Raw genomic sequence first — 26,742 nt, forward strand, 5'->3', positions numbered from 1 at the left:
CTGCGGCGACACGGCGGCGTGTGTCGCGACGATGTCGCGCGCACTGTGCCTCAGCCCGCGATGACACCGACGACGAGGTTGATCGCCGTGGCGAGGATGACGGCGTTGAATAGGTAAGACAGGATGCTGTGCCGCAGAACGACGGCCCGGATCCTCGTCGTCGAGACACTCGTGTCGGTGACGCCGAAGGTCATGCCCACCCCGAATCCGAAATAGAGGAAGTCCTGGTAGTTCGGGGCCGCCGCGGAGTTGAAGTCGATCCCACCGGGCTTCTCGCGGTCGAAGTACATGAACGCGTACCGCACCGAATAGAGCAGCTGGAGACCGGCCCAGGACATGAACACCCCGACCAGCGCGATCGCAGCCGGCCAGGGTCCGGCGTCGGAACCGCCCATCACGAGCAGCGACACGATTCCGCCGATCCCCAACAGCTGGGCGACAGTGACGATGACCTCGTCGACGAAGGGGCGGAAGTCCTCCCGCCTCACATTCGCACGAGTCGCCTCGGCGTCCATCGGCCACAGCACGATGGCGCCGAGGACGACGAAGACCGAGGTCACCACGGTGATCCCGACGAGCGCTCCCAGCGCGACGTCCGTCAGGATGCCGACGGCGAATCCGGCGATCAGGCCGACGGCGATCGCAGTGACCAACCGCCTCGTCGCACTGATGAACAGTCTGCTCATGGCTGTCCTCCGTTCGGGTCTTCGACCGACTCCATATCCCACACTGTTCCACACCTTTACCTCCGCAGCCGATCCGCCGAAGGTTCACCGCTCACACGTGGTCCGAAGCACCCCGAATCCGGATGTACACTGAATTAGCCAACATTAGGTTAGGCTAAATTCGTTCATCCATTTTCGAGACGGCCCGAACACCCGCCTCGACGAACTGACGAGAGTGAGTCAGATGTTCGTCGCCAACCTCCTCATCGCCTTGCGCGAGGGACTCGAGGCCACTTTGGTCATCGGCATCCTCGTGGGGTATCTGGTCAAAACCGACCGCCGGGACGTGCTGCCCAAACTCTGGCTGGGCGTCGGCCTGGCCGCGCTCATTCCCTTCGGCATCGGAGCCCTGCTCACCTGGGGGCCCACAACCCTGACGTACCAGGCTCAGGAGATCATCGGCGGGGTGCTCTCCATCATCACCGTCGCCCTGGTGACCGGAATGATCTTCTGGATGGGCAAGCATTCCCGCGCGCTCAAGGGCGAACTCGAAACCTCGATGGCCGCATCCTTGGACAGACGTTCATCGGGGTGGGGAATCGTCGGTCTCGCCGTGCTCGCCGTCGGGCGCGAAGGCGCCGAATCCGCGCTGTTCATCTGGGCCACCGTCCGCTCCTCGGTCGAGAACAACGTCGTCGCCACCACTGCCGGAGTCGTCACCGGGCTGCTGCTCTCGCTCGTCCTCGGCTGGCTCATCTACCGAGGATCGCGGAAGATCAACATGAAGGCATTCTTCTCCGTCACCGGGTACTTCCTCATCCTCGTCGCCGCCGGAATCTTCTCCTACGGCATCAGCGATCTGCAGGAAGCCGGAGTCCTGCCCGGCATCATGAACCATGCCTGGGACCTCAGCCACCTGCTGCCCGATCCCACCTCCCCGGTCTACTGGCTCTACGTCCTCGGACAGGCGATCTTCCAGGTCAACGTCCAGCCCACGGTGCTCCAGACCATCGGCTGGATCGTCTACATCGTCCCCGTGGCGATCGTCTTCTTCCGCCAGATCCACAGGAAGAAGCCCGCAGCGAAGCCGGAGGGGAGCTCCGCACGAGCACAAGGACGCACCCCCGCCGAGGCGGCCCCCACCTCGGCGTCGGCCGACCCGACATCATCGGCCCCCACACTCCACCCCTGAATCGCGCGCATCCGCCGCGCCCATCGCACCACCACCGTCAACGACCGATCCATCCCACGAGGACATCATGAAACGCCATTCCGCGCTCATCGCTCTGCCCACTGCCACTCTGCTCGCTGTCTCGCTTGCTGCCTGCACCGACAATCCGGCGAACAAGAAGGACGATGCGGCGGCAGCCGGCGACGCCGTCACGGTGACGATCACCGATGACACCTGCGAGGTCAGTCCCGCCACTCTGCCCTCGGGCAAGGTGAGCTTCTCCGTGACGAACAACGGCACGAAACCGAACGAGTTCGAGATCCTCGCCGAGAACAAGCTTCAGATCGAGTCCGAGAAGGAGAACATCGGCCCGGGCACGACGACCACGGTGACCACGTCACTCGACGAAGGCACGTACTACACGGCATGCAAGCCGAACATGGTCGGCGACTTCGTCGGCTTGGCGGAGTTCGTGGTCACGAAGGGCGACGACGTCTCCGTCGACAGCGACACACAGGCCGCCGAGGACAAGGCGATCACGAACTACACCGGCTACGTCAAGGACCAAGTCGGACAGCTCGTCGATGCGACGAAGGACTTCACCGACGCTTACACCTCGGGCGACATGGAGAAGGCGAGGGCCCTCTACCCATTGGCGCGTCAGCATTACGAACGCATCGAGCCGACCGCCGAGTCCTTCGGCATCAAAGAAGCCGGTGACCTCGACGGATCGCTCGACGCACGGGTCCAGGACCTGTCGACCGATGCCGGGAAGAAGCCCAATGACCCCGAGGTGCTCGCCGACTGGACCGGCTGGCACCGGATCGAAGCCGACCTGTTCACGGATGAGGCCGAAGGCTACAAGTTCGCCTCCGAGGCGGACCGGAAGAAGATCGCAGACAAGCTCAACGAGGATACGAAGACCCTCTACGACCTCGTCTACGGCAAGGTCGACGGTGCCGGCGGCAAGTTCGAGCTCAAGCTCTCCGACGTCGCCACGGGTGCGTCCGCGCTGCTCGAAGAGGTCGCGCTGTCGAAGATCGGCGGCGAGGAGGAGACCTTCTCGCACACCGACCTCTATGACTTCCACGCGAACGTCGAAGGCGCCGAGGTCGCCTATGGCAATGTCGAGAAGCTCGTCGAAGCCCACGATCCCGAACTCGCGAAGAAGATCACAACGAACCTCGACGCTGTGAAGACGGTGCTCGAGAAGTACCAGAACGGCAAGGACGACGAGGGCAACATCCTCTACGAGGACTACTCGAAGGTCGCCGCCGTGCAGAAGGACGCCGGCGAAGCTCCGAACGACACCGACTACACGCAGGCTCAGCAGGAGCTCTCGGATGCCGTCAACGCATTGAGTGAGCCGCTGTCCCAGGTCAGCGGCACCATTCTGCGCTGAATGGGGGGTCTTCGATGAGCACTGACGAGCACAGCTCTTCCGCCGCCGGCACTGTCCGCGGGATTCCGCGGCGACGGCTCTTCGCTCTCGGTGGTGCCGCCGGGGCGCTCGGCATCGCCGGTGTCGGCGGTGGTGCGGTCGGCTGTGCGGTGCGCGGGGCGGAGGAGAAGAAGCACTCCGCCGTCCATCTCAGCTATCCGTTCCGAGCCGAGAAGCAGCAGGGCATCCTCACTCCCGCTCAGGACAATATGTATACGGTGGCTTTCGATGTCACGACTGCGGACCGTCAGGCGCTCATCGGCCTCCTCGAGGATTGGACGGTTGCGGCCGAGCAGATGAGCGCCGGGGACCTCGTCGGGGGTGCTCCGGACGCGAATGCCGAACTGCCGCCGAAGGACTCCGGTGAGGTGTGGGGCTATCCGGCCAGCGGACTGACGATCACCTTCGGCTTCGGTGCCACCCTGTTCGTCGACGAGGCAGGCAAGGACCGTTTCGGCCTGCAGAGCAAGATGCCGCAGGTGCTCAAGGACGGAGTCCCGAAGTTCGCGAATGAAGCCATCCATGCTTCCGAAAGCAACGGGGATCTGCTTGTCCAAGCCTGCGCCAATGATCCGCAGGTCGCCGTCCACGCGATCCGCAACCTCACCCGCATCGCTTTCGGCACTGCGAAGCTCAAGTGGGGGCAGATCGGCTACGGCCGCACCTCCTCGACGTCGACTCAGCAGGAGACGCCGCGCAACCTGTTCGGGTTCAAGGACGGGACGAACAACATCAAGAGCGAGGACGCCGACGGCGAACTCGACACGCACCTGTGGGTGCAGTCCGGCGATGATCCGGCTTCTGACGGCTGGCTGGCCGGAGGAACGTATTTCATGGCTCGCAAGATCCACATGTACTTGGAGATCTGGGATCGAGTCTCCTTGGCCGAACAAGAGGACATCATCGGCCGCGACAAGCGCTATGGCGCCCCGCAGTCCGTGGCCGAACCAGCCGCGGACGAAGAGTTCACCCCCATCGACTTCGCAGCGAAGAACGCCGAGGGTGCTCCGGCGATCGACGCTCGGTCCCATGTCGCCATCGTCGCTCCTGAACACCACAAGGGAGCGAAGATGCTGCGCCGGGGATACAACTTCACCGATGGCAACGACTCGCTCGGCCGCCTCGACGCGGGGCTGTTCTTCATCGCATTCGTACGGGACCCGCGGACGAACTTCTATCCGATTCTCAAGGCCATGGCGCAGAAGGATCTGCTCACCGAGTACCTGCAGCATCGAGCCTCGGCACTGTTCGCCATTCCGCCCGGCATCGGCACCGGGGACACGATGATCGGCCAGAAGCTCTTCACCTGACCCACCCTGCAGCTGTCGCGCACCGTTGCCCCGCCCCGCAACGTCTGGGCGGAATCACAGTACCCCACACCGCCAGTGACGTTGCGCACCGCAAGCGTCATGTCCTCCATCTGCGACCCACGAGCATCCGTCACCGCAAGAGGCACAACCTACGACTGCAAATGCATCTGTCACCGGCAGCCGCACAACGCACAGGTGCAACGGGATGTTATGCAGCTGTCGCGAGGTTATAGGTGCGACACGTCGTTTTGCCGCGAACACACATGGATGCTCGACCGCCCTCCAGTGCAGACCGCAGCCCCCAACGTCGTCTACAGCTCAGTGCCCACCGTGAGTCAGTGCCCACGGTGAGCAGGCACCAGCAGCGAGACATCGCCGGCCGCACCCTCACAGCTCCGACAGCCGAACCCCACCCCATGAATAGCGCCGAGGCGGCACCTGGACTCAGGTGCCGCCTCGGCGGTGATGTGGTGGGGTCGATCAGACGCTCACCACGTCCGACTCAATCGGACAAGGGCATCCGGGCAGAGACGTCCGGACAACGCCGTCGATCAGGCCTTGCCGATGACCTCGAACTTGATCTTCGCGGTGATCTCGTCGCCGACGCGCACAACAGCGTTGTAGCTGCCGGGGGTCTTGACGTGACCGGTCAGGGCGACCTGACGACGATCGAAGTCGCGTCCGGTCGCGGTCTGCAGGGCCTCGGCCACGAGGGCAGGGGTGACGGCGCCGAAGAGGCGACCGTTCTTGCCGGCCTTCATGTCGATGCGAGCCGTGGTCGACTCGAGTTCGCCCTTGACCTTGATGGCTTCGTCGTGATCGGCGATCTGCTTGGCCTGGCGGGCCTTGCGCAGAGACTCGATGTGCTTCTCAGCGCCGGCGGACCAGGCCGAAGCCCAGCCACGAGGCAGAAGCAGGTTGCGTGCGTATCCGGCACGAACCTCGACGACGTCGCCGGCGGCACCGAGGCCGTCGACTTCCTGGTTCAGAATCACTTTGCGGTTAGGCATGTCTGTCTCCCTCCGATCAGCGAGCTGAGCTCGAGTAGGGCAGAAGTGCCATCTCGCGGGCGTTCTTGACGGCCTTTGCGATGACGCGCTGTTCCTGCACGGTCACACCGGTGACGCGACGTGCACGGATCTTGCCGCGGTCGGAAATGAACTTACGGAGCGTAGCGGTGTCCTTGTAGTGGATGTTCGCCGCTTCGCCCTTCTTGAGCGGATTAGCCTTCTTCTTGATAGGCTTCCGGATCTCTGGCTTTGCCATGAGTATCTCCTGTTAACGAATGTCTCGAAATGTCGTGAAGACGTGGATCAGAACGGGGGTTCATCGGCGCCGGGGTTGCCCCAGCCGCCGTTGCCGCTCTGCGGGTTCGATGATGCCCACGGGTCATTGGCGGGTGCGTTGCTGCCGCCCTGGCTGTAACCGCCCTGGCGCTGTCCACCCTGCTGGCCGCCCTGCTGAGGGTTGTTGCCCCAACCGGAGGACTGCTGGTTGCCGAAGCCGCCCTGCTGGCCGCCTCCGCCCTGGCCTCCACCGAAGCCGCCGCCACCGCCGAAGTTTCCTCCGCCGCTGGGGTTGTTCTTCGTCACCTGGGCGGTGGCGCGTCGCAGGCTGGGGCCGACTTCGTCGACGTCCAGCTCCATGACTGTGCGCTTCTCGCCTTCCTTGGTTTCGAAGGACCGGGACTTCAGTCGGCCCTGAACGACGACCCGTGTACCGCGCTGCAGAGATTCGGCGACGTTCTCTCCCATTTCACGCCACACCGAGCAGCGCAGGAACAGGGTCTCCCCGTCCTTGAACTCGTTGGCCTGACGGTCGAAGATGCGCGGCGTCGAGGCCACGGTGAAGTTTGCGACTGCCGCACCGTTCGGTGTGAAGCGCAGTTCGGGATCGCTGGTGAGGTTCCCGACGACCGTGATGACTGTTTCGCCTGCCATTGAATCTCCTTGAAGCGAGGTAGCTTAAGATGCCTTACTTGGCGTCCGGGCGGAGGATCTTCGTGCGCAGAACGGACTCGTTGAGTCCGAGCTGACGATCGAGTTCCTTGGTCGTTGCAGGCTCGGCGTGGAAGTCAACCACGACGTAGTAGCCTTCGGACTTCTTCTGGATCTCGTACGCGAAGCGACGACGTCCCCAGATGTCCACGTTGTCGACGGTGCCGTTCTCAGCCGGGACAACCTTGATCAGGTTGTTCACGGTGTCAGCCAGCGTCCGCTCTTCGAGGTCGTTATCAAGAATGAGCATGAGCTCGTACTTACGCATATGTCACCCACCTCCTCTGGTCTTTGCGGCCATGGTCGGTCCATGGCAGGAGGGTATATGCACGCCCGCTCCCGGTCCCGTGATGGTCACGAAATGGGAACAGACCTCACTAGTCTAGTCGACCGGTGCGCTGACTGTCATGTCCGAATCCGTGCTCTTCCTTACGTCCCACGACCCGATCATCCGCGTGCCCCGGATTGGACCCGTCCGTGGACGTGTTCCCGGGTTCGCCCCCTCGCCGAGGCGGCTGTCCCCGATCGTCGACAGCGCCGTCGTCGTCCCCTCGCCGAGGCGGCGCTGCAGTGACCGTAGCACCGCGGATACCGCGGCGGTAGAGGTTCTCGCCGGCCATGATCACGACGAGGACGAGGGCCAGCAGCCGCAGCAGGGTGAACAGGGCGACGAAAGTGGAGTCGAGTCCCTTGTCGGCTTCGAAGCCGGTCACATCGCCGAGTTGGATGGCAACGGCGAAGACCGCCTCGGCGAGGGTCCAGACGATGAGCACCCACCAGCGGCGGATGGACAGGGCGATGAAGGGCAGCAGCCACAGACTGTCCCACGGCATGAGGCCCGGTGCCAGCAGCAGGCAGCCGCCGATGAGCAGGCAGGCGGCCACTGCCGGATCGAGGCCGGTGCGGCGGACCATGTAGAGGGAGACGGCGACGGCGAGGACCACTCCGGCGCTGACGATGATCCACAGCGGTGCCCAGACGGAGACGTCGCCGAGTTCGGCCATGACCAGGATCGAGGCGAAGGATCCGCTGTCGACGGCGTCGGAGTACCAATGGATGATCCGGTCGATCGCGGTCAGGTCGACGACGAGCAGCAGCGCCGAGGTGATCGTGGCCGCGGCGAGCATCATCCGCGGATTGCGCGGCTTCAGTCCCCGGGCCGGATTCGGTCCGGCCAGGGTCAGGGCCAGGAGGACGAGGAGGGCGAGCGGGTTGATGAACGTCGCGATGCCCAGCAGCACACCGGCCAACCATCCGCGCGGGCGCAGCGGAGGCGTTCCGACGAAGAGGACCACAGCCCACACCGCCAGAGCCAGGGCGAGCGGGTCGAGAGTCGAGCCGAACGTGAAGAGGATGAGCGGGGAGGCGAAGACCGCGACCAGCCACCCGCGGAAGCGGGCGAGGACGAGGAGTCCGGCGCCGAGTGCCGCGATGCCTGCGGTGTTGAGCAGGAGCACGCCGACCATGAACAGGGAGACGTCGTCGGTGAACAGGTGGAACAGGTCGACCAGGCGAGCTTCCAATGGGGCCAAGGCCGCCGCTCCACCGTGCGCCCGACCGAGCACCTCGGGGTTGACGTCACCGAGGAACGCCGTGGACAGGGGTCCTGCGCACATCCTCGCCGAGGCGGACGGCTGTTCGTATCCCGAGCTCAGACACGGGCCCTGCAACGCCAGGGCGAGGAAGGTGGTGATGCCGAGGACCGCGGCCAGCGCAGTGGCCTGCGCGCTGCGGAATCGGCGGCCGGCGACACCGAGGTGAATGCCGACCGGACCGCCGAGCAGAGGCTCGGCGATCCGGGTGCTGGACTTCGATGGCATGACTCGAGGTTACCGGTCAGCCACCTGGGCTCGGGATTACCGGTAAACCTCCGTCTTCAGAATCGCCACCGTTACCGGGGCCGTTGCCGGAACTGCCGTCCTCACTGCCCCCCTCGCCGGAGCCACCTCCGCCTTCGGAACCATTATCACCGTCTCCGCCGTTGTCGGAGTCGTTATTGCCGCCGTCACCAGACGAACCGTCCTCCGAATCCTTACCGTCGGAGCCGTCCTTCGAGCCTTCTTCCTTGCCCTTCTCGTCGCCGTCGGAGTCCTTGTTCTTGTCCTCGTCGTCCTTCGGAGTCTCGATCGGAGCCTTGGTCTTCGGAGACTCGTCCTCACCGTCGCTGCCGTCGTTGCTGCCCGATGGTGCCTTCGGTTCGGGCTTCGGAGCCGGGGCCGGATTCGAGTTCTTCGGCTTCGGCTTATCGGGCAGTTCGCCGCGGGCCGGGAACTGTTCGACCTTCTCTCCCTGGAGAGCCGTCTGCATGTAGTCCGTCCACACCTGAACGGGGAACGAACCGCCCGTGACTTCTCCGCGGCCGCCGTAAGCGCCGATGGACAGCTGTTTGCCGTCGACCTCTCGGTAGAGGACGACCGACGTCGCGAGGTTCGGAGTGTAACCGGAGAACCAAGCTGCTTTGTTCTCATTCGTCGTACCGGTCTTTCCGGCGGCGGGACGCCCGAGATTCTGGGCGTAGCTGCCGGAACCGCCCTGGACGACCTGGCTCAACGCATACGAGGTCTCAGCAGCAACTGCTTTGTCGAAGACGCGCTTGCCCTTCGTCTCGGCCTTGTACACTTCTTCGTCCTCGGCACCCTTCGTGATCTTCTTGATCGAGTGGGTCTCGTGGTGAACGCCGTTGGACGCAAAGGTTGCGTATGCCGAAGCCATGTCGATGGGCTTGACGCTGGGCGTACCGAGCACGTTCGAAGGATTCGGAGTCAGGCCGATCGAGCAGCCTCCGGTGTCGCCGGCCTCCATCTCCTTGTCAGTGCAATTCGCACTCAAGCCCGCACGCTCGGCGACGTCGACGGTCTTGTCCGGCCCGACCTGCACGTTAAGTGCCGCATAGGCGGTGTTGATCGAGGACTGTGTCGCCTTGAGCAGACTGACGGGGCCGTAACTCGAGCCGCCGAAGTTGCGCACCGGCCACGGCGTGCCGTCGTTGTTCAGCGTTGTCGGGCTGGCGCCCGGATAGGTGTCCGTCAACCGCACACCGTTCTCCAGCCCTGCAACGAGGGCGAAGGGCTTGAAGGTCGAACCGGCCTGCACATGGCTCTGAGTCGAGGCATTGAACGCCTGGTCCAGGTAGTTCTTGCCCCCGTAGAAGGCTTCGATTCCGCCGTCATCCGGGTCGATCGAGACGAGCCCGGCCTGCATGCCTTCGGGCTGATCCTGCGGGAGGGTCTTGATGGCCTGCTCGGCCGCCTTCATCCGGTCTTTGTCGAAGGTGGTGACGATGTTGTAGCCACCGCGGTCGAGCTGGGCTTCGTCGATGTCGAGCTTCGCCAGCGCCTCACGGCGGACGAAGTCCCACATGTAGCCCTTCTGGCCCGACAGCGAGGACTCCTTGTTCTGCTTCTGCACCGTCGGCATCTCGACCTTGGCGGCTTGTTCCTCGGTGATGAAACCTTCGTCGACCATGTTCTTGACGACATAGTTGAAGCGGTCCTCATAGGCCTCAGGATTGTCCGAAGGGTCGGCCGCACCGGGGCGCTGGATCATCGCGGCAAGCAGAGCGGACTCGCTGACGTTGAGCTCCGAGGCCGGCTTGTCGAAGTAGTTCTGTGCGGCCACCTCGATGCCGTAGGAACGACGTCCGAGGTAGATCGTGTTGAGATAGTTCGCGAGGATCTCGTCCTTCGACTGCTGCTGGTCGATCTTGAGCGAGATGAACATCTCCTTGACCTTGCGATCAAGCGAGTGCTCGTTCGTGAGATAGAAGTTCTTCACGTACTGCTGGGTGATCGTCGAACCGCCGCCCGCGTACTGGTTCGTGGCCACACCGACGACGGCGCGGGAGAGACCCTTGATCGAGATGCCGCGGTTCTCGTAGAACGAGGTGTCCTCGGCAGCGATCGCGGCCTTCTGCATGGGTTCGGAGATCTCGTCGATCTCCACGGACTTGCGGTCCTCGACCTTGTACTGGCCGATCGGAGTCTTGCCGTCGCTGTAGTAGATCGTCGAGGTCTGACCGGTGGCCTCGAGGTTCGGCTCGGGGATGTCCGTTGCGGCATACCCGACGGCGAATGCCACGCACAGGGCGATGACGAGGCTGAGCCCGCCGACGACGAGTATGCGAATGCTCGGCAGGAAGCGAGTCCATCCGCTCACACCCGCTCTGGGGTAGTTGAGCAGATTCTTCGTATTCCTGCCGATGTTCTTGGCTGTATGTTGTCCCTTAGCCACCCAAGGTCCTCCAGGTCAGTCAGCCTGCCGCAATGCGTGGCGACGAGGTCCGAAAAAGGTCAAAGACGCCAATCAGTCTCGCACGCATTCATTAGTAGAGGATGAAAAAGTGCTGAGCCTGACGCCCTGCAGACTTGCCAGGTTACCGAATGGTTCTCAGAGAAACCCTGCATTCGGCATCTCACCAGGCATTTTAATTCACGACTGGAGAATCAACTGTGACGGTTGCGTGTTTGCTCACATTCAACGATCCACCGGCTTGAACGAGCGCAGCCTCGCGCTCAGCCCTTGAGGTCGAAGTCCGTGTCGGCGTACTCGGTGCCCTCGACGGCGGGCTCGCCGCTGAACGGATGCAGCTGGTCCTCGCGGGCCCGCAGCTCGACGCGACGGATCTTGCCGGAGATCGTCTTCGGCAGTTCGGCGAACTCGAGGCGGCGGATGCGCTTGTACGGTGCCAGGTGCTCCCGGCAGTAGGCGAGGATCGACCGCGCGGTCTCGGCATCGGCCTCGAACTTGCTCGAGACGACGACATACGCCTTGGGCACAGCCAGACGCACCGGATCCGGCGACGGCACGACAGCCGCCTCGGCGACGGCCTCGTGCTCGATGAGCACGCTTTCGAGCTCGAAGGGCGAGAGTCGGTAGTCGCTGGCCTTGAACACATCGTCGGCGCGACCGACATAGGTGATGTAGCCGTCCTCATCCCGGGAGGCCACGTCACCGGTGTGGTAGACGCCGCCGTCGAAGGCCTCTGCGGTCTTCTCCGGGTTGCTCCAGTATCCGGTAGTCAGGCCGATGGGTCGGGGATCGAGGCGCAGGCAGATCTCGCCCTCGTCGCCTTCCTCACCGGTCGCCGGGTCGATGAGCACGACATCGAATCCGGGCAGGGCCTTGCCCATCGAACCGTATTTGAGCTCCTGATCGGGCGAGTTGCCGATCTGCAGAGTCGACTCGGTCTGGCCGAACCCGTCGCGGATGAGCACGCCCCATTCGCTGTGGACGCGATCGATGATCTCGGGGTTGAGGGGCTCGCCGGCGCCGAGGGCCTTCGACGGGGGATTCTTCAGATGGCCCAGGTCGGCCTGGATGAGCATGCGCCACACGGTCGGCGGGGCGCAGAAGCTCGTCACTCCCACGCGGTCCATCGTCTCCATGAGGGCGTTGGCGTCGAAGCGCGAGTAGTTGTACAGGAAGACGCAGGCCTCGGCGATCCACGGGGTGAAGATGTTCGACCAGGCGTGCTTGGCCCACCCGGGCGAGGCGACGTTGAGGTGGACGTCGCCGGGTGTCAGGCCCATCCAGTACATCGTCGAGAGGTGACCCACCGGGTAGGAGACATGGGTGTGGGCGACCATCTTCGCCTTCGAGGTGGTGCCCGAGGTGAAGTAGAGGAGCATCAGGTCATCGGCGCGCGAGCTGCCCTGAGGGTCGAATTCGGTGCTCTCGTCATCGGCATCGGAGTAGCTGTAGTCCTGCTGGCGGGTGGGCTCCCCGCCGACGACGATGCGCACGACTTCGACATCGACGTCATCGAACTTCGCGGCATCCTCGGCGCCGGCGACGACGAACTCGGCCCGACCGCGCTCGGCCCGGTCGGTGAGGTCGATGGGGCCCAGCTGTGTCGTGGCGGGCATGAGCACGGCACCGAGCTTGATGCCGGCGAGCATCGTCTCCCACAGCTCGACCTGGTTGTTCAGCATGACCATGACGTGGTCGCCGCGCTTGACCCCGGCCCGGCGGAGATGATTCGCCACCTGGTTCGACCGCGCCGACAGCTCCGCGAAGCTCCACTTGCCCTCAGTTCCGTCCTGCTCGACGATCCACAGGGCCGGTTTGTCGTTGTTCTCGGCGATCTTGTCGAACCAGTCGAGTGCGAAGTTGAAGTGTGTGAGACGCGGCCATTCGAACTGTTCGCGGGCGGCCTCGTAGTCGCTGCGGAGCTCGATCAGCTTGTCTCGGGACGCACGGAACTCCTCGGTCACTGTCATTGTGGTCTCCTCATCTATCGCCACCGTCACAGCCTGTGACGTCACACACAAATCTAAACGATATTGAAGCTACCAGCACTGATCAGCCGGTGGGCAGGCGGGGGTCGATCACTGACCGTGGGCTTCCCACCATTCCCGCAGTTCCGCCTCGGCGCGTTCGGGGCCGAGTGGCCCGTGTTCCATCCGCAGCTCGAGCAGATGCTTGTAGGCCTTGCCCACCAGCGGCGATGGTTCGATGTCGAGGATCGCCATGATCTGCTTGCCGTCGAGATCCGGTCGGATCGCATCGAGCTCCTCCTGTTTCGCCAGGGCTTCGATGCGCTCTTCCAGATCGTCATAGGCGAACGCCAGCCTGTCGGCTTTGCGTTTGTTGCGGGTGGTCACGTCCGCGCGGGTGAGGATGTGCAGACGCGAGAGCAGCCGCCCGGCATCCGTGACATAGCGGCGCACCGCCGAATCCGTCCACCCGGCATCGCCGTAGCCGTAGAAGCGCAGATGCAGTTCGACGAGGCGGCCGACCGCCTTCGTCGTGTCCTTGTCGAAGCGCAGCGCCTTCATCCGCTTGGCCGTGAGCTTCGCTCCCACCGCATCGTGATGGTAGAAGGTCACGGCTCCGCCGGGCTGGAAGCGCCGAGTCGCGGGTTTGCCGACATCGTGCATGAGCGCCGCGAAGCGGACGACGAAGTCCGGCACGCGCAGGCGCTGCGGATCGTCGTCGGCCATTCCGGCTTCCTCCTGGGCCGCGGCATATCGGCTCTCGAGTTCGACGGCCTGCCGCAGCACGGTCAGCGAATGCTGGTAGACGTCCTTGTGCCGATGATGCTCGTCGGTCTCGAGCTGCAGGCCGGACACCTCGGGGAGGACGTGGTCGGCGATGCCGGTGCGTACCAGCAGGTCGATTCCGGCCACCGGATCGATGCCGGTGATGAGTTTGACGAGTTCGACCTGGACGCGTTCGGCGGAGATGATCTCGATCCGATCGGCCATCGCCGTCATCGCCTCTTCCACCTCAGCCACGGGATCGAGCCCGAGCTGGGAAGTGAATCGAGCCGCGCGCATCATCCGCAGAGGATCATCGGAGAACGAGTCCGCTGCCGTACCGGGGGTGCGGATGCGACCGGCGATGAGGTCGTCGAATCCCTGATGCGGGTCGACGAAGGTCTTCGACGGCAGACGGATCGCCATCGCCCCGATCGTGAAGTCGCGGCGGACGAGGTCGGCGTCGAGGTCCGTGCCGAAGGCGACCACCGGTTTGCGCGAATCCTCCTCGTAGGCTTCGGCTCGGTAGGTCGTGATCTCGATCTGCACCCCTGACTTCACGGCCCCGATGGTGCCGAATTCGCGCCCGATGTCCCAGTGCGTGTCGACCCAGTCGGAGATCAGTCCGAGGATGTCATCGGGATGGGCGTCGGTGGTGAAGTCGAGGTCGGGCATGGGCCGGCCGAGCAGCGCGTCACGGACGGAACCGCCGACGAGGGCGAGTTCGAAACCGGCTGAGGAGAACCTCTGACCCAGCGAGCCGAGGATGTGCTCGAGTTCATCGAGCTTGTCGTGCAGTCGGTTGTGCGCGGTCTGCGGATCCACCGAGCTCCTTCGGTTCTTCAGATTTCTGCTCTTGCCCACGGGAACTCACCTCCCGCATCCAGGCGCGAGTTCCGGTCTCCATAAGCCTACCGGGAGGCGATGACACGAAACTTCCAAGCTTCGCCTACTAAGGTAGGAGAATGACCACACCGATGCCCAAGCCGGGACCCCGCACGTCCCGCCGCACCACAGTGGAGGAGATCTCCGCCGGTGGCATCGTTGTCGACTTCTCTCACCCGTTGCTGGCCGTGGCCGTCATCGCCCGCATCAATCGCGCCGGACGGATCGAATGGTGCCTGCCCAAGGGACATCTCGAGGGAACGGAGACCCCCGCCGAGGCGGCCCGCCGTGAGGTCGAAGAGGAGACCGGGATCGCCGGGCAGATCATCTGCCCGCTGGGAACCGTCGACTACTGGTTCACCGTGACCGGAATCCGGATCCACAAACTCGTCCACCATTTCCTGCTGCGTGCACAGTCGGGAACTCTGACCGTGGATAATGATCCTGACCAAGAAGCGATCGATGCGGCGTGGGTGCCCTTCAATGACCTGCGTTCGCGACTCTCTTTCGCCAATGAGCGCCGAATCGTCGCCGCCGCCCGACCGATGGTGTCCCGACTGGAGCAGTGAAACCATTCCCATCCGCCGACTGCGATTCCTCACCGCCCTGCTGAGCACGCTCCTGCTGCTCGCAGGGCCGGTTTTCGCATACTCGCTGATCAATGCCGCTCCGGCCGCTGCCAGCACCGGTGCCAGCACCGACGCGGGCACCGGTGCGAACAAGGACGAGGTCTCGATCACCCTCGACGAGGTGACTCCCTGGGTCGATGACAATGGCACGCTGACCGTGCGGGGAAAGATCTCGAACACGACGAAGAAGGCGGTCGAGAAGCCGAGCCTGAGTCTGCAGATGTCGACCCGCAAGCTCGATTCCGAATCCCGCCTGACCTCCTGGAAGCAGGGACAGGCACAGCACCGGACCGTCGCCGACCTCGAACACGATGGGCCCGAGGCGAGGAAGAAGGCGAAGAAGGACAATGACGCCGATGACTCCTCGGGGAGCACTCTCGACACCTCGTTCGACGACACCATCGATCCCGGCGCCACCGCAGAGTTCACTTTCCGTGTGCCCGCCGACGACCTCGACCTGAGCACGTCCTCACCCGTGAGCAAATGGGGGCCACGGGGGCTGGCGGTCCAACTCGGCGACGACACCGGTCTGCGAGCCTCTGCCCTCGGCTTCACCACGTGGTACCCGGAGCCGAAGTTCGATCAGACGAAGATCAGCCTGCTCGCTCCCGTCACCCTGCCCGGCCATTCCGAAGGCGGACTCATCCCCGCCGACCGGCTCGATTCCGCCATCGCTGAAGGCGGCTCGCTCGACACGATCGCGAAGCTGCTGGAGCACAAAGAGCTCGCTCTGGCGATCGACCCGCGAGTCATCGCCTCCTTCGAAGCCGCAATCGCCGAACCTCCGTCCGCCGACGCTCCGGAGGAGACGGAAGACCCCGACAAAGGCGACGGTGAAGCGACCCAGTCGCCGCCTGTCGGGGCACCCGAGAACGACGATGCCGATTCCAGCGGTGCCGAGCTCGAAGCCGCAGAAGACCAACGCAAGCGTCTCGGCTCCTGGTATCAGGACTTCGTGGACGCGGCACAGGAGCACACGGTCGTCGCTCTGCCCTACGGCGATCCCGACCTCAGTGCGCTGCGCGGGACGAAGATCGACCGATTGAGCACCTTCGCTCAGAAGCAGCGCGAGATCGTCAAAGACGTCTTCCCCGATGCCCGCACGGACATCGCTTGGCCCGTGGCAGGGAGCGCGACGAAGAACGGGCTGCGAGCGCTGAAGAAGTCGGGCAATTCCACCGCGATCATCAGCGATGCTCAGCAGCCCTCGATCACCGGCATCCACGATGATGCGCATTCGCAGACGACGATCACCGATGACGGGGAGTCGACGATCGACACCCTCATCTCCGATACGAAGCTCACGGACATGAGCGCCGAGGTCATCGCCGAGGACAACCCTGCCGGGGCACTGTCCGAACTCGTCGCTGAGTCTGCTGTGATCCAATCCGAGGCCCCCTACCGCTCGCGGAGCCTGTTCGTTCCGCTCCCGCGCGCGGCCGCCTCGGCGAATTGGGAACAGACCGTCGAGGAACTGAGCTCGGCACCGTGGATCGCCCCCACCGGTGTCGATGAGATCCTCGACTCCGGTTCCGAAGCGCGCGGACTGCTGCGGACCGATTCCGACGCTCCGCACATCCGGAAGAGGGCCGTGAGATCACTGGCCGAGACCCGAGCGAATCAAGAGGACTTCAACACCGTCTTCAGCGACCGTGACAGCGCCGATATCCGACTCGACCGCGAGCTTCTCTCCTGCACCTCGGCGGCGTGGACCCTGGGCCGGAACGCGAACATCTGCGCCGGTCAGGCCCGTGAGCAGAGCGAGAAGCTCATGGACAGCCTGCGTCTGCGCAAAGGGTCGTCCGTCCTTCTCGTCACCGGTGAGAAGACGACGATTCCGGTGACGATCGTCAATGATTCCCCGGCCGAGGCGACCCTGCGGATCAGGATGAAGCCGAAGACTCCGCAGCTGCGGGCGCAGGAGACGGAGACCGTGAAGGTGCCCGCCGCGGAGACGATGCGTGTGGATGTGCCCGTCGAAGGCCTGGCCAACGCCGATGTGCCGACGACCATAGAAATGGTCACCGCCGACGAGGTGGTCCTGCCCGAGCAGGAATCACTCATGGTTCGGGTGCGCGCCGATTGGGAGAACATCGGCACCGCTGTGATCGGGTTGGGCCTGGCCGTCGTGTTCGTGATCGGCTTGATCAAGACCATTTCGCGCGGGCGACCGAAGATCCCTGAACAGCAGCTGGCCGACGCGATGGCCCGCGCCACGACCGACGAGAACGAAAAGAGGTAGAGCGTGTCCAGCTTCTCATCCCTGGCCCGGTCCTCAGCGATTATGACAGCCGGCACCATGACCTCGCGTGCACTCGGTTTCGTCAAGGCCTCGATGCTGGCCACTGCGATCGGTGTCACCGCGGTGCAGGCCGATGCCTTCGACATCGCGAACAAGGTTCCGAATACGCTCTACATGCTGCTGGCCGGGGGTGTGGTCAATGCCGTGCTCGTCCCGCAGATCGTCCGTGCCTCCAAACGGGAAGACGGCGGTGCCGACTTCACGAACCGGCTGCTCACCCTGTCGTTCCTGCTCCTCGCGGGCGTGAGCATCATCGCCACCGCTGCGGCGCCGCTGCTCGTGTGGCTCTACTCGTCGGGGTGGAGCGATGAGCAGATGGCCCTGGCCACCGCCTTCGCCTTCTGGTGTCTGCCCCAGCTGTTCTTCTACGGCCTCTACACGCTGCTGGGCCAGGTGCTCAATGCGAAGTCGTCGTTTGGCCCCTATATGTGGGCGCCTGTGCTCAACAACGTCGTGGCAATCGCCGGACTCGCTGCCTTCATCCTCATCTTCGGCACGAACAACGCCTCACCACACGATCTCGACACGTGGACCCCGGACAAGATCGCCCTCATCGCAGGCACGGCCACTCTCGGTGTCGCGGCTCAGGCACTCATCCTCATCTGGCCGCTCAAGCGCATCGGCTTCAAGTACAAGCCGACGTTCGGGTTCCGCGGGGTCGGACTCGGCTCGGCCGGCAAGGTCGCCTTCTGGACGTTCTCGGCCATGCTCATCGGTCAGATCGGCTTCCTCGTCATCTCCCGTGTCGCCTCGGGGGCATCGATCCCCGGCGATGGAAACGCCTCGAACGCCGCATATACGACCGCATACCTCGTGTTCATGCTCCCGCATTCGCTCATCGCGGTGTCTCTCGCCACGGCTCTGTTCACCTCCCTGGCCAAGGACGCGGCGAACAATGACACCGAAGCCGTCGTCAGCGACTTCTCCATGGGTGTGCGGATGGTCGGGTTCGTCAATTCCTTCGCCGCCGTGGCTTTCATCGTTCTCGCCACCCCTGTCGCGATGATCATCGCCGGTGAGGGACGAGAGCAGGCCACAGCCATCGGGCTGGTCATCATCACGATGGTCTTCGGTCTCATTCCGTTCAGCGCGAACTATCTCGCGCAGCGCGTCTTCTATGCCTATGAGGACGCGAAGACTCCGTTCCTCATCCAGCTGCCGCAGATCGTCTTCCAGTCCCTGGCGGTGCTCTCGGCCACGATCTTCCCGAAGTCGGTGACGGTGGCGATCATCGGTCTCGTCATGAGCCTCGGATACCTCATGGCCATGATCATCTCGTTCGCGGTCCTGAAGAAGCGCCTCGGCGCCATCGATCTGCGTGAGATCCTCACGTCACATGTGAAGTTCCTCCTCGCGGCGATCATTGCCGGTGGGGCAGGTTTCGGTCTGCTCTACTTCTTCCCGGACTTCGCCTTGGCCGGACGCTGGCAGGCGTTCATCACCACGGCCGTCGTCGGCGTCGTGATGCTCCTGTTCTTCATCGGAGCTTGTTATTTGCTCAGAGTCAGAGAGTTGCATTCGATTATTGGCGTGGTTGCTGGAAAACTAAGAAAAACAGCCTGAGCCCCGTCAATCCCCACCGGAGGTGGTCGCCCTGATCGATATCGAACCCGGCATGGTGGTGGCCGGCCGTTATGTCGTATCGACCGTCGACCGCCGGTGGCTTCCCGAAAAACCCGAGGTCGGTGCCGTCTGCACAGGTCTCGATGCGATCCTCGATGACCCCGTGCTCATCCTCGTCGCCGATGCCGATGGCTCCAACGACGTTCTCGAAGCCGCCCGTCGCGTATCGATCCTCGGCGACCCTCGCATCGCCCCGACGCTCGACGTCGGTCATTCCAACGGGCTGGACTACATCGTCATCAAGCGCATCGCGGTGACGCCGTTCAACCAGATCCTGCCGCGTTCGCCGCTGCCCGTCGATGCCGCGTGCGCGCTCATCGGAGAGGTCGGATCGGCCCTCGTGACCTCGGCCAGACGGGGCCTGTTCCATATGTTCCTGCGGCCGAGCGTGGTCGGTCTGACCTCGAAGGGTGCGGTGGTCATCGCGGGCATCGGCATCGATGCGGCACTGGCGCTGGACACCGGGCTCGTCGAGCAGAAGGACTACACGCCGACGAAGGCGTCACGGCGGGACGCCCTGGCTCTCGTTCAGCTCTTCTATGCGGCTCTGACCGGTTTCTGGCCCGGTGAGGAGCCATTCGACGGCATTCCTCCTGCGGAGAAGGAGAATGCCCGAATCGCCCGGGCGCAGGCGCTCAACCCCGACGTCCCTGACAAACTCGATGATTTCGTCAGCGGCATCATCACAGGTTCGGATCCCGGCCCGGGTTCGGTCGCCGAAGTCCTCGGCTACATCGACTCCTGGGATCCCGAACTGCTGCGCTACGTCAATCGTGCTCCTGTCGCGGAGAACGAGCACCTGTTCGATCAGTCGCCGCGCAGCTTCGATGAAGCCACCAGCCTGCCCGCACCTCGTTCGAAGACGATCGGGCCCGGTCCTGACGGTTCGGCCAGCGCGAGTGAAGATCAGGTGCAGGCCGCCCTCGTGCGTATCGGCATCACCCGTCCGGGCACTCGGGGGTTGGCTGCCGGAGTGGTCGGACGCACCACGGGCCGGTATGCCGACCGGATGCAGATGCGCGAAGCCTCGAGTTTCCCGATCGCCAAGGAGCAGCTCGACAGCGCCGCCAAGGACTGGGAGGAATGGCAGCCGGAGCAGACGTATTCGGAGTATTCGGAGTACGCAGAGCACGAATACGACGAGAACCTCACGACCCCGATCATGAGTCGCGAAGACGATTCGGATCCTGATACTCAGGCGCTTGAGATCGTCCCCGACAACGATGACGAGGGTGATGAGAACGATACCCGCGTGATCATGGACAACGACGAGGACGAGGACGACGGTTCCTGGTTCCTCGGCGGCATGTTCGAAACCAACGAACAGCAGCGCGAGCATCAGCGACGTGAGTATGAACGGGAACGTCGGATTGCGAAGGCCAAGGAGGACGAGGCGCGCAGGCGTCTTGCCGCCCTCGAGGCGAGTTCGAGCGCCCGTCAGCAGGAAGCCAATGCTGCGGCTCCGCCGAAGGAGATGCGTCGGCTGTCCCCGGATGCCGTGGATGATCGCAGTGCAGTGGATGATCAGCGCGCCGTCGGTGAGCCCACCACCAAGGCGGCCGGGAGCTCCTCGTCGGTCCGCCCGGCCGAGCGCAAGGCCGGGAAACCCCGCCAGCAGCACAGCGATTCCACCGATGCAGCACAGGCTGCGTCTGCGCAGAACCGGAACAAGGCCGCCGGGGCAGCAGCAGGCGTTGCCGGCGCAGCAGTCGTTGCCGGCGCAGGCAGCGGTGCAGCGAAGTCGTCCAGTTCAGCGGGTGCGAGCTCCGCACCCGCTGCTGCCGCGGCGGCAGGAGGTGCTGGCGCCGGTGGTGCTGGCGGCAGTGCTGCTTCCGGCGGTGCAAGCAGCAGTTCGAGAGGAACAGGTCCCGACGAGCGTGATCCCGCGGCCACTCGTAAGCCCTTCCTATGGCTGGTTCTCGCTCTCGCAGTCGTGGCCGCAATCGTGCTCGGCATCGTCATCATCGGATTCAATTCCGGAGACGAGGAGTCCACCCCGGTGTCCGAAACTTCGGCACCGAGCGAGCAGCCGACGAAGACGGAAGAGAAGAAGACTCCGCAGGCCGATCCGCCGAAGATCGAGAACGTCGAATCTCTCGATCCCGAGGGCGATGGATCGGAACACGACAGTGAGACCGCGAATGTCATTCCCAAGACCGAAGGGTCCTGGAACACCGACCGGTACAACTCGGCGAGCTTCGGCAATCTCAAATCGGGTCTCGGTCTGCTCTTCGAGTTCGAAGACAAGACCACCATCAGCAAGGTCAAGGTGGCATCGGGGAATTCGGGCGGCAAGTTCGAGATCCGCAACGGAGACGACCCGGAGAACGCAGAAGTCATCGGCGAAGGCGTCTTCGATGCCGACGGCGCTGTCACCGTTAACTTCGATGAGGAGGTCGAGACCGACAAGCTCATCCTCTGGATCACCGAACTGCCGCAGACCGACGGCGGCTTCAAGGCCACCATCAGCTCCGTGAGGTTCTTCTGAGCCGACCGGTGCGGAATAGTCCTCGGCACCGTACCGTTATAGATACGAATGTCATTGAGTGCGCCACTCCGCGGCGCGCCGCGCACAGCAGATAGAAGCAGGGATCTTTTCACATGACTGATACTCAACTGGTGATCATCGGATCGGGGCCGGCCGGTTATACCGCAGCCGTCTACGCGGCCCGCGCGAACCTCTCACCGGTCGTCATCGCCGGCTCGGTGACCGCGGGCGGCGAGCTGATGAACACCACCGATGTCGAGAACTACCCCGGATTCCCTGCCGGTGTGCAGGGACCGGAACTCATGGAAAGCATGCGTGAGCAGGCCGAGAAGTTCGGCGCCGAGGTCATCTACGACGACGTCGAGTCCCTCACGCTCAACCCGGGTGCTCATGAGATCCAGACCGCGCTGGGTTCGCGTTACACGGCAAAGGCCGTCATCCTTGCCACCGGTTCGGCATACCGCGAGCTCGGCCTGCCCAATGAGAAGAAGCTCTCCGGTCACGGAGTCAGCTGGTGCGCCACGTGTGATGGATTCTTCTTCCGCGATCAGCACATCGCTGTCATCGGCGGTGGCGACTCCGCTCTCGAGGAGGCGACCTTCCTCACCCGCTTCGCGTCCAAGGTCACTCTGGTTCACCGCCGGCAGGAGCTGCGTGCTTCGCAGGCCATGCAGGATCGTGCAAACGCCGATGAGAAGCTCGAGTTCCTGCTCGACTCCGAAGTCGCCGAAGTCCATGGTGAGGACTCGCTCACCGGTCTGACCATCCGGAACACCGTCACAGGGGAGACCTCCGAGTTGCCCGTGACCGGCATGTTCGTGGCCATCGGCTCCGACCCCCGCACCAGTCTATTCGCCGATCAGCTCGAGATGCGCGCCGACGGATACCTCAGCGTCGATGGACGCACGTCGAAGACGTCGGTCGAAGGTGTCTTCGCGGCCGGCGATGTCATCGATTCCGTCTACCGGCAGGCGATCACTGCGGCCGGCTCGGGGTGTTCGGCGGCACTCGACGCCGAACACTACCTCGGTGATCTCGAAGCGGCTTCCAAGCCTGCTGTGGCCGAAGCCGCCGCAGCGGAGGCAGTCGTCGCTTCCTGATCTCGAACGACTCCTCGTATCGCTGCTCTCCCGGGCAGGATCGGACCGTGCAGGTTCACCGGGGAATGAAAGACCCAGTTCCACTGTTCCGCTAGAGACATTCGTTGTGAAGGAAGGTTACTCATGTCGACAGAAGTCACTGACGCAACGTTCGAAGAGAACGTACTGAAGTCCGACAAGCCCGTGCTCGTCGATTTCTGGGCTCCTTGGTGCGGCCCCTGCCGTATGGTCAGCCCCATCGTCGACCAGATCGCTGAAGAGCACGCAGACAAGCTCAACGTGGTCAAGGTCAACACCGACGAGAACCTCGAGACCGCAAGCACCTACGGAATCACGTCGATTCCGGCGCTCTACGTCTTCAAGGACGGCGAGGTCGCCAAGACCATCATCGGCGCACGTCCGAAGCCAGCCCTCGAGGATGAGCTCTCCGACTTCATCTGATCGAGTTCTAAGGCGCCTGTTGTACTATCAACAGGCGCCTTAGGCATTTCCGGGCGCCGCCCGATACCCTCGAACCGCATCACCGAAGATTGGCACCGCATTGACGAACACGAACTTACCGCGCTATTCGCGCGGCGACATTTCCGAGATGCTGCCGAATATCAAGACTCAGATGGCCCGTTTGGGCCTCCACGTCGGAGATGCCGAGACCGCGGATTTCGATCGAGCCTTTGAGCTCGGTGTCAGACAGTTCCAACAGGACCGGGGGATCTTGTGTGACGGAGTTCTGGGCCCTGAGACGTTTTCAGAGCTCGAGCAGGCTCGATATCAGCTCGGCGACCGCGTGCTCCGTTTCGACCCTGTCAGAGTGCTGACGGGCGATGACGTCGTCGACCTCCAGACCAAGCTCGCGGGACTGGGCTTCTATCCGGGCCGCATCGACGCACAGTACGCAGCTCTCACCGAGACGGCCGTCAAAGAGCTCCAGATGAGCCTGGGCACCAAAGTCGATGGTGTGACCGGTCCGCAGACCCTGCGGGGACTCAACGCGATCGACCGTAATCAGGACACCGGCAATCTGTTCGCCCTCCAGGAGCGAGCACGCGTAGCTGCTTCGGGAACATCACTCGTCGGTCGTACCTTTGTCATCGAAGCGGCAACTACAGTTGTAGATTTTCAGAATCTGCCCATGACCGACGAGCAGTCGGCCCTCGAACGCCACATCACTCTAGATATAGCAAGTCGTCTTGTTGGACGTCTCGAAGCGATCGGTGCAGGAGCGATTCTCCTGGAAGGCGATGCGGTCGAGGTCAATCGAGCAGATTCGCTCGGCGCTTCGGCAGTGGTCACCGTGACTGCGGATGTCAGCAAGTCCAAGGACGCCAACGGAGTAGCAACATTCTTCTTCGGGCACGAGCGTCAGTCTGATCTGAACTCTCCGACGGGGCAGAAACTCGCGGAGCTCATCCAAGGCGAAGTCGTCGCACGGACGGGGATGCTGGACTGTCGGACCCATGCACGCACCTGGTCGTCACTCAAACGGCTGAAGACTCCCAAGGTTCATGTCGTCAGCGGTTATCTCACCAATTCCGATGATCTCGAGAGCCTTCAAGATCCGCACGTTCGCGATGCCATTGCGGATGGGATCGCTGCCGCCCTCCAGCGCCTGTACATCCTCGAGGACAAAGACCCACAGACCGGGACACTCAGTCTCGATGCCATCAAGGCTCTGAACTAGACTCCACATAACCACGATCGGTTATATCGCGCCGTGCTCCATCAATGGAGCGCGGCACATTGCATTCTCCAGATGGCTCGATGACCAGTGAAGCAGCACCGTTCAGTCATCGCTCTCAGCCTATTTCCCGAAGATCAGTGCGTATCCACCACGAGGAGTCGGACACATTGAGAGGGGGGCGACGCATCGAGAAGAGTACCGATATAGCGAAGACATTCAGGAGAGCATTACTCGGTTCAACTCGGCCCATGGACGAAGTACGCACTGGACGCCTGGAAAGGTGACTGGATGGCCTACCCAATCGCAATGGAGCTGATGGCATACCCGTCGACATGGCATACCCACCGACAAGGACGATGCCGCTAAGTGCCTCTGAACGCCGGTTTCACGTGAAACGGTGATGTCCGCACTCAGGAACGAGGTTGAGGAGTTCCACCGGCAGACATCATTATTACTGGACTACTGCGAAAAGACTACCCACGCGGACGAGATTCTTCGAATCTCGGAGAGGACGTACGGCTTCGCTCGTCCACATTGGGCACCCATGCTTTTGGTTTGAATGAATCACTCCACTTCCAGATCACAGGCAGCAACACCAGAGGCGAGTCCACGCTCGTTGACACCCTCGCGAAGTCCAAAACCTTGCAGCGAGACCATCGCTGTTGGAATCGATCGATGAAGGCCGCGAGGGATGGTTTCACGTGAAACCGTCCGAGCGGTGAATGCGAAGTTCTATCCCTAGCGAGTCCTCTCACGCACGGTAGAGACCTCAGCGAGCCTTGACGTGTTCCGGGCCTCTGCGATCGCCAGGCGACAACGGCAAAACTGATCGCGCAACACAGTGGTCCTCCCGAGGCGCATCCGTATTCGCACGCCGGCAGCAACCAAATTCGATGTTGGGAACGTTCAGAGAGTAAACCGATCGCGATTGATCCAAACCTGCAGCCGCCACTCAAACCGGGAAGGAAGTCAGGGTTGTTTGACATAGGTTGGCCGGATGTTTCACGTGAAACACAGCAATGGAACTGTGACCGGGCAATATCAGGCCAATAGCAGCGAGACACAACAAGACATGTTCCTCTCCCGCTCAACTCGAATACACCGACAAATGATGCCTTCAGGAACCGATCGGACAATTGGGTACAAGAATGGTCACTGACAACAACGAGCGCATACCTAGCAAACGCTCATGTTTCACGTGAAACTCTACTGCGCTAACTAACCTAGAAGTTGGGCACCATACACCCGAATGCCATCCGCGCATCGTCATTCACATTGCATTCGGCTGTCATAATAGGTCAATGGTTCGGCACACTAATCGTCCGGGTGTACTCAGGCAGCTCTGTTTGAAAGCGACCCCCCGGAACACACGACGTATAAGGGTCGATACACTCAAGGCGCTACATACCGCCACCGGGAGTTAATGCACGACGCTGTCCTAGCTGCCGGGGATCTGGGCCGCAGAACATCCAAAACCGCTCAGACATAGGGAAGCTGTTGAGATCCCCACAGATGCTAGTCAACTCTTGCTTTGAAGACCGAATACCGCTTTCCAACTATTCATCAGTGCAGCGGTCTTATGCCGCTCGCTCATCGGGACTATTTGCACTTTCCGGTCGAACCATGACGTTTCACGTGAAACCATCGATACCATTCGGCGCCGCTGATAGCGCGTTGGACTGACGAACCAGATTAGCCGGACGGGAAATACAGATGCTCATCGTGACCGACGAGAGCGCAATCCGGACTGTCATACGGCCGCAATCAACTTGCAGATCTGTGAAAAGAAGGCAGCTGAACCTCGCACTGCCGCACTGTCAGACCGCCCCGGGTCCAGATTTCCATGGACAACGAAGTTCCGCAGAAGTCGGTACAAACGCGTCGACACACAGCACTGCAAAGTGTTTCACGTGAAACGTGTCGGTTAACAGAATCACCCTAGCTATCGAATATGGTTACCCGTGCCTTGTGCTGACGAGAACTTGTCCACCGCCGACGTCCCTTCATGCCCAATTGAAAGTCGCGCAAGTCGCCCTGGGGTACCCAACGAAGATCAGACAAGGCATCCAAACTCCACGTTGACCTCGAGAATGGGCAGCAGGATATAGCGGTTTGCTTGGTGCGGTTCCGCCACCCAGTTCGGCCTTCACCAAGTTCGGCGGTCGGTGCTAGTACCGCAAAGCAGGTCGTTGGCATCCGAGCAATCGTGCCGCTGTTGTTGGCGGTAGCAGCGACGGCTAGCCGAGCCGATACACCCGGGTTTCACGTGAAACCGATGCTCAAATCAGGTTTAAAGCTGAAGACTCGCGCAGCGTTGTGACTGACAGAGATTGATAGAGCAGCACAATACACACCCACTCAGAACCTCGTCTTGTTTCACGTGAACCGGTGCAGCACCCATTTTCGAACAATGGACGTGCATCGAACGACCTTAAAGGTCCGTTTGTTTACGCGAGCTTGTTTAGTCGTACGATCC

19 protein-coding genes are annotated in these 26,742 nt (G+C 62.7%); 10 read left to right on the plus strand and 9 right to left on the minus strand.

The annotated features are described in order from the left end of the window. Window positions 1-50 precede the first annotated feature (50 nt). The gene (locus tag QYM46_RS18665; protein ID WP_432790173.1) at window positions 51-686 is read right to left on the minus strand and encodes a DUF1345 domain-containing protein; all 636 of its coding nucleotides are present in this window, start codon (window positions 684-686) and stop codon (window positions 51-53) included. A 223-nt stretch (window positions 687-909) separates the two neighbouring features. On the opposite strand from QYM46_RS18665, the gene efeU reads away from it, so the two are divergent. The 3 genes from efeU (at window position 910) to QYM46_RS18680 (ending at window position 4,587) form a co-directional block, all read left to right on the plus strand. Next, window positions 910-1,857 carry an iron uptake transporter permease EfeU gene (gene efeU / locus QYM46_RS18670; RefSeq protein ID WP_432790174.1) on the plus strand — a complete coding sequence of 316 codons (948 nt, stop codon included), beginning with the start codon at window positions 910-912 and terminating at the stop codon, window positions 1,855-1,857. A 67-nt stretch (window positions 1,858-1,924) separates the two neighbouring features. Next, entirely contained in the window at window positions 1,925-3,238 is a 1,314-nt protein-coding gene (gene efeO / locus QYM46_RS18675; RefSeq protein ID WP_432790175.1) for an iron uptake system protein EfeO, read from the plus strand. Window positions 3,239-3,252: 14 nt separating this feature from the next. After that, on the plus strand, window positions 3,253-4,587 hold the full coding sequence (locus QYM46_RS18680; RefSeq protein ID WP_432790176.1) for a Dyp-type peroxidase: 1,335 nt from the start codon (window positions 3,253-3,255) through the stop codon (window positions 4,585-4,587). 551 nt (window positions 4,588-5,138) lie between these two features. Here QYM46_RS18680 and rplI read toward each other — a convergent pair. The 8 genes from rplI to QYM46_RS18720 form a co-directional block, all read right to left on the minus strand. Continuing rightward, window positions 5,139-5,597, minus strand: a complete 459-nt coding sequence (rplI, locus tag QYM46_RS18685) for a 50S ribosomal protein L9 (protein WP_025779605.1) — start codon at window positions 5,595-5,597, stop codon at window positions 5,139-5,141. A 16-nt stretch (window positions 5,598-5,613) separates the two neighbouring features. Then, window positions 5,614-5,853, minus strand: a complete 240-nt coding sequence (gene rpsR, locus QYM46_RS18690; RefSeq protein WP_025779604.1) for a 30S ribosomal protein S18 — start codon at window positions 5,851-5,853, stop codon at window positions 5,614-5,616. 47 nt (window positions 5,854-5,900) lie between these two features. Continuing rightward, window positions 5,901-6,527: a single-stranded DNA-binding protein gene (locus tag QYM46_RS18695; protein WP_432790177.1), complete on the minus strand. Its 627-nt coding sequence runs from the start codon at window positions 6,525-6,527 to the stop codon at window positions 5,901-5,903. 34 nt (window positions 6,528-6,561) lie between these two features. Next, on the minus strand, window positions 6,562-6,852 hold the full coding sequence (rpsF, locus tag QYM46_RS18700; RefSeq protein ID WP_025779601.1) for a 30S ribosomal protein S6: 291 nt from the start codon (window positions 6,850-6,852) through the stop codon (window positions 6,562-6,564). A gap of 109 nt (window positions 6,853-6,961) precedes the next feature. Next, window positions 6,962-8,404 (minus strand): hypothetical protein, encoded by a 1,443-nt coding sequence (locus QYM46_RS18705; RefSeq protein WP_432790178.1) that lies wholly within the window; start codon window positions 8,402-8,404, stop codon window positions 6,962-6,964. A 16-nt stretch (window positions 8,405-8,420) separates the two neighbouring features. After that, the gene (locus tag QYM46_RS18710) at window positions 8,421-10,814 is read right to left on the minus strand and encodes a transglycosylase domain-containing protein (protein ID WP_432790179.1); all 2,394 of its coding nucleotides are present in this window, start codon (window positions 10,812-10,814) and stop codon (window positions 8,421-8,423) included. Window positions 10,815-11,095: 281 nt separating this feature from the next. Next, complete coding sequence (locus QYM46_RS18715; RefSeq protein ID WP_432790180.1) at window positions 11,096-12,802, minus strand: AMP-binding protein; 1,707 nt, start codon at window positions 12,800-12,802, stop codon at window positions 11,096-11,098. A gap of 108 nt (window positions 12,803-12,910) precedes the next feature. Beyond that, complete coding sequence (locus tag QYM46_RS18720; protein WP_432790181.1) at window positions 12,911-14,386, minus strand: CCA tRNA nucleotidyltransferase; 1,476 nt, start codon at window positions 14,384-14,386, stop codon at window positions 12,911-12,913. Window positions 14,387-14,526: 140 nt separating this feature from the next. Between QYM46_RS18720 and QYM46_RS18725 the strand changes: the two genes are divergently transcribed. The 7 genes from QYM46_RS18725 to QYM46_RS18755 all read left to right on the plus strand — a co-directional run bounded on the left by QYM46_RS18725 (window position 14,527) and on the right by QYM46_RS18755 (window position 24,266). Beyond that, window positions 14,527-15,015, plus strand: a complete 489-nt coding sequence (locus tag QYM46_RS18725; RefSeq protein ID WP_135808011.1) for an NUDIX domain-containing protein — start codon at window positions 14,527-14,529, stop codon at window positions 15,013-15,015. Next, window positions 14,960-17,317, plus strand: a complete 2,358-nt coding sequence (locus tag QYM46_RS18730; RefSeq protein ID WP_432790182.1) for a DUF6049 family protein — start codon at window positions 14,960-14,962, stop codon at window positions 17,315-17,317. The genes QYM46_RS18725 and QYM46_RS18730 overlap by 56 nt, the downstream gene beginning before the upstream one ends. 3 nt (window positions 17,318-17,320) lie before the next feature. Then, window positions 17,321-18,940, plus strand: a complete 1,620-nt coding sequence (gene murJ / locus QYM46_RS18735; protein ID WP_432790183.1) for a murein biosynthesis integral membrane protein MurJ — start codon at window positions 17,321-17,323, stop codon at window positions 18,938-18,940. Between the two features lie 22 nt (window positions 18,941-18,962). Further along, complete coding sequence (locus tag QYM46_RS18740; RefSeq protein ID WP_432790184.1) at window positions 18,963-21,488, plus strand: virulence factor MviN; 2,526 nt, start codon at window positions 18,963-18,965, stop codon at window positions 21,486-21,488. Between the two features lie 113 nt (window positions 21,489-21,601). Further along, window positions 21,602-22,588: a thioredoxin-disulfide reductase gene (gene trxB, locus QYM46_RS18745; RefSeq protein ID WP_432790185.1), complete on the plus strand. Its 987-nt coding sequence runs from the start codon at window positions 21,602-21,604 to the stop codon at window positions 22,586-22,588. Between the two features lie 123 nt (window positions 22,589-22,711). Next, complete coding sequence (trxA, locus tag QYM46_RS18750) at window positions 22,712-23,029, plus strand: thioredoxin (protein ID WP_025779581.1); 318 nt, start codon at window positions 22,712-22,714, stop codon at window positions 23,027-23,029. A gap of 100 nt (window positions 23,030-23,129) precedes the next feature. After that, complete coding sequence (locus tag QYM46_RS18755) at window positions 23,130-24,266, plus strand: peptidoglycan-binding protein (protein ID WP_432790186.1); 1,137 nt, start codon at window positions 23,130-23,132, stop codon at window positions 24,264-24,266. Window positions 24,267-26,742: the final 2,476 nt, after the last annotated feature.

Origin of the sequence: Brevibacterium sp. K11IcPPYGO002 (assembly GCF_050920635.1) — a bacterium.
Classification (GTDB): domain Bacteria; phylum Actinomycetota; class Actinomycetes; order Actinomycetales; family Brevibacteriaceae; genus Brevibacterium.